Origin of the sequence: Curtobacterium aurantiacum, assembly GCF_018598555.1 — a bacterium.
Lineage (GTDB): Bacteria > Actinomycetota > Actinomycetes > Actinomycetales > Microbacteriaceae > Curtobacterium > Curtobacterium aurantiacum.
The window spans coordinates 1-11,784 of record NZ_JAHEWN010000020.1 but is presented as its reverse complement, the minus strand read 5'-3'; the positions used below and the strand labels follow the sequence as shown (position 1 = coordinate 11,784).

10 protein-coding genes are annotated in these 11,784 nt (G+C 71.2%); 2 read left to right on the top strand and 8 right to left on the bottom strand.

The window, feature by feature from the left end:
* Positions 1-24: 24 nt before the first annotated feature.
* The 8 genes from manD to KK087_RS14940 all read right to left on the bottom strand — a co-directional run bounded on the left by manD (position 25) and on the right by KK087_RS14940 (position 8,989).
* The gene (gene manD, locus KK087_RS14975; RefSeq protein WP_250901167.1) at positions 25-1,377 is read right to left on the bottom strand and encodes a D-mannonate dehydratase ManD; all 1,353 of its coding nucleotides are present in this window, start codon (positions 1,375-1,377) and stop codon (positions 25-27) included.
* A complete protein-coding gene (locus tag KK087_RS14970; RefSeq protein ID WP_214566365.1) occupies positions 1,374-2,657 on the bottom strand; it encodes a mannitol dehydrogenase family protein in 1,284 nt (427 codons plus the stop codon). The genes manD and KK087_RS14970 overlap by 4 nt, the downstream gene beginning before the upstream one ends.
* Entirely contained in the window at positions 2,654-3,541 is an 888-nt protein-coding gene (locus KK087_RS14965) for a sugar phosphate isomerase/epimerase family protein (RefSeq protein ID WP_214566363.1), read from the bottom strand. The genes KK087_RS14970 and KK087_RS14965 overlap by 4 nt, the downstream gene beginning before the upstream one ends.
* Positions 3,538-4,749, bottom strand: coding sequence for a Gfo/Idh/MocA family oxidoreductase (locus tag KK087_RS14960; protein ID WP_214566359.1), 1,212 nt, complete (start codon positions 4,747-4,749; stop codon positions 3,538-3,540). Before KK087_RS14960 ends, KK087_RS14965 begins: the two co-directional genes overlap by 4 nt.
* On the bottom strand, positions 4,746-5,585 hold the full coding sequence (locus KK087_RS14955) for a sugar phosphate isomerase/epimerase family protein (RefSeq protein WP_214566358.1): 840 nt from the start codon (positions 5,583-5,585) through the stop codon (positions 4,746-4,748). The genes KK087_RS14960 and KK087_RS14955 overlap by 4 nt, the downstream gene beginning before the upstream one ends.
* Before the next feature lie 73 nt (positions 5,586-5,658).
* Complete coding sequence (locus tag KK087_RS14950) at positions 5,659-6,615, bottom strand: carbohydrate ABC transporter permease (protein WP_214566357.1); 957 nt, start codon at positions 6,613-6,615, stop codon at positions 5,659-5,661.
* Positions 6,612-7,634, bottom strand: coding sequence for a carbohydrate ABC transporter permease (locus tag KK087_RS14945; RefSeq protein ID WP_214528943.1), 1,023 nt, complete (start codon positions 7,632-7,634; stop codon positions 6,612-6,614). Before KK087_RS14945 ends, KK087_RS14950 begins: the two co-directional genes overlap by 4 nt.
* A complete protein-coding gene (locus KK087_RS14940; RefSeq protein ID WP_214566352.1) occupies positions 7,634-8,989 on the bottom strand; it encodes an ABC transporter substrate-binding protein in 1,356 nt (451 codons plus the stop codon). The genes KK087_RS14945 and KK087_RS14940 overlap by 1 nt, the downstream gene beginning before the upstream one ends.
* 120 nt (positions 8,990-9,109) lie before the next feature.
* Between KK087_RS14940 and KK087_RS14935 the strand changes: the two genes are divergently transcribed.
* Both KK087_RS14935 and uxaC read left to right on the top strand, forming a co-directional pair.
* Positions 9,110-10,261, top strand: a complete 1,152-nt coding sequence (locus KK087_RS14935; protein ID WP_439647699.1) for a LacI family DNA-binding transcriptional regulator — start codon at positions 9,110-9,112, stop codon at positions 10,259-10,261.
* Positions 10,262-10,295: 34 nt separating this feature from the next.
* Positions 10,296-11,735 carry a glucuronate isomerase gene (uxaC, locus tag KK087_RS14930; protein WP_214566351.1) on the top strand — a complete coding sequence of 480 codons (1,440 nt, stop codon included), beginning with the start codon at positions 10,296-10,298 and terminating at the stop codon, positions 11,733-11,735.
* The last annotated feature ends 49 nt before the right edge of the window (positions 11,736-11,784 follow it).

Below are 11,784 nucleotides of genomic sequence, written 5' to 3'. Positions count from 1 at the left end.
AACACCGGTGTTTTGCGAAGGGGGCTACCAGTCGTGGACGGTGCCGTCGGCCAGGCGGTTGAACGGCAGGTACGCCTGCTCGTAGGGGTACTTGCCGGCTTCGTCGACGTCGAGGCTGACCCCGAGGCCCGGCTCGTCACCCGGGTGCAGGTACCCGTCGGTGAACGTGAAGGTCTGGTGGAACACCTGGTTCGTCTGCGGTCCGTGCTGCATGTACTCCTGGATGCCGAAGTTGTGGATCGCGAGCCCGAGGTGCATCTGCGCGGCGAGGCCCACCGGGGAGATGTCGGTCGGCCCGTGGAACCCGGACTTGACCTGGTAGAGCGCCGCGTACTCCATCGTCTTCTTGAGCGGGGTGACGCCGCCCATGTGCGTGACGGCACCGCGGACGTAGTCGATGAGCTGGTCGCGGATGATGTCCTTGAAGTCCCAGATGGTGTTGAAGACCTCGCCGATCGCGAGCGGCGTCGTGGTGTGCTGCCGGACGAGCTTCAGGGCCTCCTGGTTCTCGGCCGGGGTGCAGTCCTCGAGCCAGAACAGGTCGTACGGCTCGAGCGACTTGCCGAGCTTGGCGGCCTGCAGCGGGGTCATCCGGTGGTGGCCGTCGTGCAGCAGGGGCAGTTCGGGGCCGAACTCGTTGCGGACCGCCTCGAACACGGTGGGCACGTGGCGCAGGTAGGCGCGGGTGTCCCAGTCCTCCATCGCCGGGTTCGCACCGCGCTGGGCGGGCTCGAAGTCGTAGCGGACGCCGGCGTTGCCCTCGGTGGTCCTGTTCGAAGCGATGCCGTAGATGGACTCGAGGCCGGGCACACCGGTCTGCACCCGGATGGAGCGGTAGCCCTCCTCCTGGTGTTCGCGGATGGAGTCGAAGAGCTCGGGCAGCTCCTTGCCCGAGGCGTGGCCGTACGCCATGAGCCCGGTGCGCGATGCCCCGCCGAGCAGCTGGTAGAGCGGCATCCCGGCGACCTTGGCCTTGATGTCCCAGAGGGCCATGTCGACGGCGGCGATCGCGGCCATCGTGACCGGACCCCGGCGCCAGTACGACGACCGGTACAGGAACTGCCAGGCGTCCTCGATGCGGCTGGCGTCACGGCCGACGAGCAGCGGGACGACGTGCTCGGACAGGTACGCGGAGACCGCGAGCTCACGGCCGTTCAGGGTGGCGTCGCCGAGCCCGGTGACGCCGTCGGCCGTGGTGAGCTTGAGCGTCACGAAGTTCCGGTTCGGGCTGGTCACGATGACCTCGGCCCGCTCGATCAGCTGCCCGCGGTCCGCCGAGGCCCAGGTGTCCGGACGGCCGGCGGTGGTCTCGGCCGGCCCGCTGTCGGTGGCACCGGGGACCGGGGCCGCGGGGTTCGTGGTGTTCGTGTCGGTCATGCGTGGACTCCTCCGTTGGAGCGTTCGCGGGCGCGTGCCGCGGCGGTGCGGATGCGGTCGGCCGCCGCCGTCACGGCGGCGACCACGGGGGTCGTGTCGAGTTCGGGGGCGATGACGGCCAGGACGTCGTGCACGTCCGAGTCTGGCCCGGGGGCACCGGGGTCGTCCACCAGGTCGGGCTGCCCGGTGACGTGCAACCACCACGCGGCGAGGGCGGTGGCCGCTCCGGTGCCGATGCCGGCCGAGGGGTCGCGGGCGAGCCGGTGCCGCACGACGTCGACGACGCGGACGGGCAGCTTCTGCGAACCGCCGGACGCGATCTGCCGCAGGGTGTGCCGGATGCGCGGGTTGGCGAACCGCTCGACCAGGGCAGCGCGGGCCTCCGCGACCTCGGCGTCGGGCAGCGGTAGCTCGAGCGCGGCTTCGTCCCAGAGCTGCTCGACCGCGGTGCGGCAGACCGGGTCGTCCAAAGCCTCGGCCACGGTGTCGTGCCCGAGCTGCAACCCCAGGTAGGCGAGGAGCGAGTGCGAGCCGTTGAGCAGCCAGAGCTTCCGCTGCTCGTACGGGGTGACGTCCTCGACGATGCGCACCCCGGCGGTCTCCCACGCGGGTCGGTCGATCCCGTCGAAGGCGTCCTCGAGCACCCACTCCGCGAACGGCTCGGTGACGACCGGGACCCGGTCTCCGGCGAGCGCACCCGGCAGTTCCGACAGGCGCGCGACGTCGTCGTCGGTGGTGGCCGGGGTGATCCGGTCCACCATCGAGCTCGGGAACGTGACGTTCGCCTCGATCCAGTCGTGCAGGGCGTCGTCGGTGACGGCGTCGAGCACGGCGTCGCGCAGCACCGCCCCGTTGTGCGTCAGGTTGTCGAGACTGACCAGCGCGATGCGTCCGGACCCGGCGGCACGGCGGGCGTCGAGCCCCGCGACCAGCCGCGCCGGCACGTCGGAACCGGGCCGGTAGCCCTGCTCGGTGACCGTCAGCGTGACGATGGTCGTCGCAGGCGACGCGACCACGTGCCTCCAGGCCGTGTCGTCGCTGCCCGGGTGGGCGGCCACGATCGTGTCGACCACCTCGGCTCCGTCGCCGGACGCGGCTCGGGTGACGAGCGTGTACCGGCAGTCCTGCGCGGTCAACGCGTCCGCGGCCGCGGGCGAGCGGCCCGTGAAGGCGGTGATGCCCCACGGCTCCCCCGTGGTGTGGGCGGTGTACCAGGCGAGGTGGGCGCGCGCGAAGGCCCCCACCCCGAGGTGCACGATGCCGGGTCGTCGCTCCGTCATGCGGTCACCGGGACGAGGGAGCGCAGGTACGCGAGGTTGTCGGCGGTGCGGGCTTCGAGCGGCAGGTCGGTGGAGAAGTCCTCGATGGTGACCCACCCGTCGTACCCGACCTGGCGGAGCGCGTCGAGGTACTCGGAGACCGACGCCTGGCCGGTGCGCAGGGGTGCCCACTCGTGCTGCCAGATCGAGCTGCCGTCGGCACGGGTGTCGCCGGTGTCGACCCAGTGGGCGTTCTTCACGTGGGCGTGTGCCAGGTACGGCCCGAGCAGTTCGAACGCGGCGAGGTGGTCCTCGTACCCCTCGATCACGAGGTTGCCGAGGTCGTGGATGACGCCGACGTGTGCGGGGTCGAGACCGTCGATCAGTCGCAGTGCCGCGGAGGCCGACGGCGTGATCGTCATGTGGTGCAGCTCGACCAGCACCTTGACGCCGAGTTCGGCCGCGCGGTCCGCCGCCCACTCGAGGTCGGCGCGGGTGCGGTCGAAGAGCTCGGGGTAGGTCTCGCCGGTGCGCTCCCGCTCGGCTCGGTAGTGGGGCATCGTGACACGGACCTGGCGGGCACCGAGTTCGCTCGTCACGCGCAGCATCGTCTCGACGCCGTCGTGGTCGGCCGCCGGCTGGTAGCCGCCGATGCCCGAGTACTCGAGCCCGGCGGCGTCGGTGACCCGGGCGATCTCGCCGACCCGGTCACGGATGCCGGTGTACTGCCACGTCGAGTTGTTGCCCGCCCAGAACGAGCGAGCAGCCGGGACGCTCTCGCCGGACACCGGGCGGTCGTCGACGATGCGCCACTCGATGCCGTCCCAGCCCTGCGCCGCCAGGGTCTCGGCGGCCTCGGACGGGGTCCAGTCGGGGGTGGAGGCAGTGAACACGGAGAACTTCATCGGGCTGCTCCTTCGGTCGCGGTGGCGGTTGCGGGTGTGCCGACGACCGGCACCACGTCGTCGTACTTCCCGTCGATCACGTCGTCGATGCGCACGGGCTGACCGAGCGTCGCGCTGACGTAGAGCCCGCGGACGGTGGCGAGCGACACCAGGGCCGCGTCGACGGTGACGCCCGGTTCGCGCCCCTGCCGGATCGCGTCGACGATGTCGGTGTACTGCCGCGCGTGCCCCGCGGCGAAGTGGTCGGGTTCAGCCGGGCCGCCGACGACGTGCTCGGGCGGGACGACCTGGTCCTTCTGGTCGACCGCTCCGGCGACGGCGCTGGCGTTCGACGTGGTCGCGGCGGACTCGAGCGTGGCGGTGTCCGGGGCGATGTGGAAGTACGCGAGCCGGTCGTCGTCGACGATGGCGGACCCGTGCGTGCCGTACACCGCGTACCGGGCGGAGAGCCCCGGGTACGCGGCGGTCGTGCAGTGGACGACGCCGAGCGCCCCGCCGGCGAACCGGACGGTGGCGACCGCGGTGTCCTCGACCTCGATGCGGTCGTGGGCGAGCAGGCCGGTCTGCGCCGAGATCTCGACGGGACGGCCGAGCGCCCAGACGAGCAGGTCGACGGTGTGCACGCCCTGGTTCATCACCGCGCCGCCGCCGTCGAGCGCCCAGGTGCCGCGCCAGTCACCGGAGTCGTAGTACCCCTGCGACCGGTACCAGGCGACGCTCGCGAGCCCCGAGGTCACGGTGCCGAACTCGCCGTCGTGCGCGGCCCGGGCGACGACTGCCGACGCCGGGTCGAAGCGGTGCTGGCTGATGACGCTCGTGACGAGCCCGCGGTCGCGAGCGGCTGCGGCGAGCGCTGCGATCTGCCGGGCCCGGGGCATCGTGGTGTCGAGCGGCTTCTCGATGACGACGTGCTTGCCGGCGGCCAGGGCGGCCTCGGCGAGCTGCACGTGCATGCCGGACGGCGAGCAGATCGCGACGACGTCGATGTCGGTCTGGTCGATCGCCTCCTCGATGGTGGACGTCGTGATCGGGCGGGCGACGCCCATCGCCTCGATCGCGTCGGCTGCGCTCGTGGCGGCTTCGGGCACGGCGTCGACGAGGGCGACGACCTGCAGGTCGGGGTGGTGCACCGCGACGGTGGCGTGGTGGCGTCCGATGACACCGGCGCCGACGACGGCCAGGCGGAGCGGGTTGGTGGGTTCGGTCATCGCAGGGTGACTCCGATCTGGTCGGTGAGGGTGCGGAAGGCCCGGCCGGCACGACCGAAGGCCGCGGGGCCGGAGAACCCGCCGAGGGAGGTGACGTCGCTGAGGTGCGGCTCGAGCGAGGCGTAGCCGGAGTACCCGGCGTCGCGGAGTGCGGTGAGCGTCTGGAGCAGTTCGCCGTCACCCTCGCCCGCCGGCACCACCGACGAGTCGGCGGCGAGGGCGTCCTTGACCTGCAGGTAGTCGACGTAGGGCGCGAGCTGTGCCCAGCCGTCGGTGAACGGCCGGACGCCGCACTGCACGTAGTTCGCGTTGTCCCAGGCGAGGCGGAGTGCCGGGGACCCGACGCTCTCGACGATGTCGAGCACCCGCGTGGGGACGTCGCCGTAGATGTCCTTCTCGTTCTCGTGCAGCAGGGTCACCCCTTCGCGCTCGGCGAGGTCGGCCAGCGCCCGCATCCGGACGAGGACGTCGTCGCGGACGTCGTCGGGCGTGCGGCCCTCGAAGTAGAACGAGAAGATCCGGATGTTCGTGGTGCCGAGGGCGTGCGCGGCACGGATCGCACGGGCGAGCCGCGACACCTCGTGTTCGACGGGTTCGTCGACGGGCACCTTGCCGATCGGCGAGGCGATCGCGGACACGGTCTGCCCGCGCTCGTCGAGCAGCCGGTGGAGGCCGGCGAGCTGGTCCTCGTCGAGGTCGACGACGTTGACGCCCCAGGCGCTGCGGACCTCGATGGCGCTCGCGCCGAGCGCCTGGAGGACCGCGACCTGGACGACCGGGTCGGCGTCGATCTCGTCGCCGAAACCGGAGAGTTCCCAACTGGGCTGGTCGGTCATGGTGTCCTTTCGTTCGGACGGGAGGCGCGTGGCGGGGCCGCCACGGGCCTCCCGTCCGGTTCTGGGTTGCGGCCTACTTGACGGAGCCGGCGGTGAGCCCGCCGATCAGGTAGCGCTGGAAGATCAGGTACAGGGCGACGACGGGGACCGCGCAGACGATCGAGGCGGCCATCATCTGGCCGTAGATCGGGACGGCGCCGCCCTCTTGCGTGGTGCCGAGCACCTGCAGGACCACGGCGACCGTCCGGGTGTTCGGGGTCGTCATGATCGTGGAGAACAGGACGTCGTTCCAGCCGAGCAGGAACGCGAAGATCGCGGACACGACGATGCCCGGCCACGACAGTGGGAGCACGATCTTCGTCAGGATCTTCGTCGAGCTGGCGCCGTCGATCCGCGCCGCTTCTTCGAGCTCCTTCGGCAGGCCGCGCAGGTACGTGACCATCACCCACGTCGAGAACGGCAGGGCGAAGGTCAGGTAGGTGACGAACAGGCCCCAGCGGGTGCCGATGATCTGCACCCCGGTCGCACTGGCGATGTTCGAGAACACCACGAAGACGGGCAGGAGCAGCAGCGTGCCCGGGATCGACTGCAGGGCGAGGAGCCCACGCAGGATCGTCAGACGCCCGAGGAACCGGAACCGCACCAGCACGTACGCCGTGGAGACGGCGAGCGCGGCACTCGCGACGGCGACGGCTCCGGCGGTGAGCATCGAGTTCACCAGCCCCTCGCCGAGGGCGACGGTGGACCAGATCTCGACGTAGTTCGACAGGGTGAACTCGGACGGGAAGTACTCGCCACGGGCGACCGCGACGTCCGAGTTGACCGATCCGAACAGGATGTAGAGCACCGGGACGGCGATGAACGCGATGATCACCGCGATGACGGTGACGAGCAGCCAGCGCGGCAGCAGCCGGGTGACGTCGGTGTCGTATGGACGCTTGCTCCGTCGCCCGCCGCCGGTCGTGATGCTCTCGGTGAGCGTCGCGGTGGGGCGGGTGCGGGTGCTGAAGGACGTGCTCGGGGCGCTCATGCGCGGGCTCCGTCGAGGTCGGCTGCGGTCGGGGCGGCGGCGAGCGTGGCGCGGTCGGCGCGACGCTGCTTCCGGTTGGGGCCCGCGTCGTCACCGGTGTCGAGCTTGACCGCCCGCAGGTAGACGAACAGCGGGATCGCGACGATCACGAGCGAGCAGATCGCCATCGCCGCGGACAGGCCGAAGCGGAACGACTGGAAGCTCGCGATGTACGTCAGGACGGGCATCACCTCGACGCTGGACGGCAGCGGGATGCCGAACAGCACGAACGGCAGCGTGAAGTTGTTGATGTTGTGCAGGATCGAGATGATCACCGCGAGGCTGAGGGGTCCGCGCAGGTACGGGAAGATGATGTACCGCAGCTTCGCCCACCAGGTCACCCCGTCGAGCGCGGCGGCCTCGTGCACCTCGTTGTCCACGGCCTGCAGTCCGGCCAGGGACAGCAGGTAGACGAAGGGCCAGCTCGTCCAGATCATCACGCCGGCGAGCGCCCAGTACGACGCCGAGCCGTTCAGCCACAGCACGTCGGTGTGCAGGATCGAGTTCACGACGCCCTGCGGCTGCAGCATCGTGCGGAAGAACGTCCCGACGACGAACGCGGGGAGCACGTACGGGATCAGGTAGATCGAACGGACGAGTCCGCGGCCGGGGAACCGGTTCTGCGTCGAGATCGCGGCGGCGACCCCGATCGGCACGGTCACCGCGGTGACGAGCACCGACAGCGACACCGAGATCCAGATGGAGTGCAGCAGCGGCGAGTTCGTGAACGCCTCGGTGAAGTTGGCGAACCCGACGAACGGGGCGCTGAACCACTGGCGGAGCGTGTACTGGTCGAGGTCGAGCATCGCGATCCAGAAGCCCACCAGGAGCGGCACCACGATGACGGCGAGCATGAGGACCCCGCCGGGCAGGAGCATCCAGAGCGGGCGTTCGCGTTTGTAGAGGGGCGTCTTGCCGGCCGGACGCACCGGCCGCGGCGGCGCCGCATCGGTGCGGGGCCTGGTCTGCGTGCTGGTCATCACAGACCTCCGTTCTTCTGACGGTCGAGGGTGGCTTGGGCGTCGCGTTGTGCTGCTTCGAGGCGTGCCCGCAGCTGGTCGTCGGAGACCTCGCCGGACTTCAGCGACGGGATCGACTGCACGACGACGTCGACCAGGGCGAGCTGGATGTCGGACCATGCACCGGTGAACGCGGTCGGCTTCGAGAGCCGGCCGGCGTCGATGATGGGCTTGAGTTGCGGGTTGTCGGCCGCGAGGTCGGCAGCGGCGGACGCGTTCGTCGGCAGGTTGCCGAACAGGTCGTAGTACTCGAGCTGCGCCTTCGGAGCGCTGAGCTGCTTGACGAACGCGAACGACAGATCCTGCTTGGTCCCGTAGTCCGCGACGACCCAGTTGTCGCCGGACAGGATGCTCGCGGCCTCGATGCCGTCCGCCGGCCGTTCCGTGGCACCTGGCGGGACGGTCGGCAGCAGGGCGAACTCGTACTTGCCGTCGACCTTCGTGCCCTCGAACGAGTTGATCGCGGTGGTGGTCGTCATCGGGAAGAACGCCGCCTTGCCCTCGGTGAACTGTGCGAGGGCCTGGGCGTTGTTCCAGCCGATCGCGGCCGGGTCGACGACACCGTCCTTCGTGACCCAGTCGAAGTAGGTGCGGTAGGCGTTCGCGACGGCCTCGCTGTCGATCTCGGCCTCCGAGCCGTCGACGATCGTGTTGCCGGCGTTCTGCGACATCCCCCACACGAACTTCCAGGGGTCGAAGCCGTCGGCGTAGGCGATCGCCATCCCGTGGCGGCCGTCACCGGTGGTGGCCTTCGCGTCGGCGGTCAGCTCGTCCCACGTCGTGGGCATGTCGGTGATGCCGGCCTTCGCGAGCAGGTCCTTGTTCACTGCCATCACGAACGGGCGGCTGGCGAAGGGGATCCCGATCTGCTTCGACGGGCTCGGGCCCGAGATGCCGAACGACGCGGGGTCGAACTGGTCCTTGCCGCCGATGGCCTTCCACTCCTTCGCCCCCATCTCGACGAAGGCGCCGGTGGCGTAGGCGGTCGGGGTGAAGGTGGTGCCGATCGCGTACACGTCGGGCCCCTGGCCGGAGATGACGCTCGTCTGGATCGCGGTCAACTCCTCCTGCGCGGACGAGTACGTCTCCCACTGGATGTCCGCGCCGGTCGTGCGCTTGAACTCGGCGGCGGTGTCCCGCTGCCACTGCTTGCGTTCCTTGGGGTAGGTGGTGTCCGCGCCCATCATCACGCGGAGGGTGTTCGGGTCGTCGCCGCTGCCGTTCACCACGGCACATCCCTGCAGGGACAGTGCGGCGAGGGCGACCACGGCGACGGCACCGACGAGGGTGCGGGCTGGCAGTCTTCTCGTCTTCACGGGGGTTTCCTCCTCGAGACCTCCTCCGAGCGGCGCTGCTCGGTGGCACCACTGTTCCGCCGTTGGCAACAGGCGGCAACCGGTTGCCACTTGTTGCCAGACGCGAATACGTTCGGCCTCGTGAGCGGACGGACGACGGACGACGGACGCGGCACGCGCACCGGTGCCGCCGCTGGCGCCAGCACGCGCGCCGGTGCCGCCGCCGGTGCTGTCACGCGCGCCGGTGCCGCCGCCGCCGGTGCCGCTGGTGCCGCGCGTCGCGTCACGATCCGCGACATCGCCGACGCGACCGGGGTCGCCGCGTCCACCGTCTCCCGCGCCCTGTCCCTGCCCGACCGGGTGAACCCCGTCACGCAGGAGCGCATCCAGCGGGCAGCACGCGAACTCGGCTACGTCGCCAACTCGCAGGCCCGCGCGTTGACCTCCGGCCGCACCCGCGCCGTCGCCGTGCTCGTGTCCGACATCACGAACCCCTTCTACTTCGACGTCATCCGCGGCACGCAGCACCAGCTCGCCGGGGCCGGGTGGACGCAACTGCTCGTCGACACCGAGGAGTCCGCCGACGCCGAGATGGCCGCGCTGAGCGCCGTCGGGGCGAAGGCCGACGGCGTCGTGCTGACGGCGTCGCGCCTGTCCGACGCGCAGATCGCGCGGTTCGCCGAGCGGGTCCCCCTCGTCGTGGTGAACCGCCGGCCGGCCGGTGTGCCCTCGGTGCTCATCGACACCCCCGGCGGGGTGGAGCAGGCGGTCCAGCACCTGGTGTCACTGGGCCACCGGGAGATCCTCTACGTCGCCGGGCCGGACAGCTCGTGGTCGAACGAGCGGCGGTGGCGGGCGCTCGTGCAGGTCGCCAAACGCCTGGGCATCCGGGTCGGCCGCGTCGGGCCGCACGCGCCCTTCGTCGACTCCGGGGCCGCCGCCGCCGACGCCGCCGTGCACGCCGGCGCCACCGCCTGCATCGCCTTCAACGACCTGATCGCCATCGGCATGCTCGCCCGGCTGCGGGAGCGCGGGGTCCGCGTGCCCGAGGAGATGAGCATCGTCGGCTGTGACGACATCTTCGGCGCCGACTTCTGCAACCCACCGCTCACCACGATGACGTCGCCCATCGAGCGGGCCGGCCGGGTCGCGATCCGGATGCTGCTCGGACGACTCGGCGCGCTCCCCGCCGACGAGCTGCCCGGCGAGCACATGTCCGGTGCCGTCGCCCTGCCCACCCACCTGACCGTGCGGGAGTCGACCGGTCCGGCGCCCCGCTCCGACACCGCCTGATCCTGCGATCGCCGTCCCACCGAAGGAGTCGATGATGACCCAGACCAGCACCACCACGCGGCTCGCGCCGCACCCCGACCGTCTGTTCCCGGCCGACCCCGGAGCGCGAGCCGTGGCACGGACCGTGTACGACGCGGTCAAGGACGCCCCGATCATCTCGCCGCACGGGCACGTCGACGCAGCGCTCATCGCGGCGGACCAGCCGTTCCCGGACCCGGCAGCGCTGCTCATCACGCCCGACCACTACGTGCTCCGCCTGCTGCACGCGAACGGGGTGGGACTGGAGGCGCTGGGACGCGCCGACCTGTCCGGAACGCACCACGAGCCTCCAGGCCGCACCATCTGGCGGCAGCTGGCGGAGCACTGGGACGACTTCCTCGGAACCCCCGTGCGGTACTGGTTCGAGACGGAGCTGCACGACGTGTTCGGGCTCGACCAGGCACCGTCCGCCGGGAACGCGGACGCACAGTACGACCACATCGCCGACCTGCTGGCGTCCCCCGCCTTCCGTCCGCGCGCCCTGTTCGACTCCTTCGGCATCGAGGTCCTCGCCACCACCGACGGCCCGGCGGACGACCTCGCTTCGCACGCGCAGCTCACGGCGGACCCCGGCTTCACCGGTCGGGTGCTCCCCACCTTCCGCGCCGACGCCGTGTTCGACCCGACGCGGTCGGACTGGAGGCCCGTGGTCGCGTCGATCGCGGAGGCGTCGGGCATCGACACGGGCACCCACGCAGGCCTGTTGGCCGCGCTCCGAGCACGTCGCCGGTACTTCATCGAGCACGGCGCGACCGCCACCGACACCGGGGTGCTCGACGCCGGGTCCGCTCCCCTGTCGGCGGGCGAGCGGGAACGCATCCACGCGGCGGCGCTCCGAGACCCCTCGTCGGTCACCGAGTCCGAGGCGACGGCGTACCGGCACGACATGCTCTACCGCTGGGCGGAGATGAGCGTCGAGGACGGCCTCGTCATGCAGCTGCACCCTGGCGTGATCCGGAACCACCACACCCCGACGCTCGAGCGCTTCGGGCCGGACACCGGGCACGACCTGCCGGCCGTCGGGTCGTTCACGGAGCCGCTCCGGCCGCTGCTCGAGGCCTTCGGCACCGCACCCGGCTTCCACCTCGTGCTCTTCACCGTGGACGAGACCGTCTTCTCGCGGGAGATCGGGCCGCTCGCGGGCTTCTACCCCGCCGTGTACGCCGGGGCACCGTGGTGGTTCATCGACACCCCGGCAGCGATCGGGCGGTACCGCTCCGCCGTCACCGACTCGGCGTCGTTCACGAAGACCTCCGGGTTCATCGACGACACCCGCGCCTACTGCTCGATCCCGGCACGGCACGACATGGCACGTCGAGCGGACGCCGCGTACCTGGCGTCGCTCGTGGTCACCCACCAGATCTCGGAGGAGGACGCCGTGCACACCGCCCGGCGGATCGTGTCCGGCATCCCGCGGGCGACGTTCAAGCTCTGAGGGCCGGGGCCGGGGCCGGGGCTGGGCCGGGCCCCGGCCCCGGCCCTCA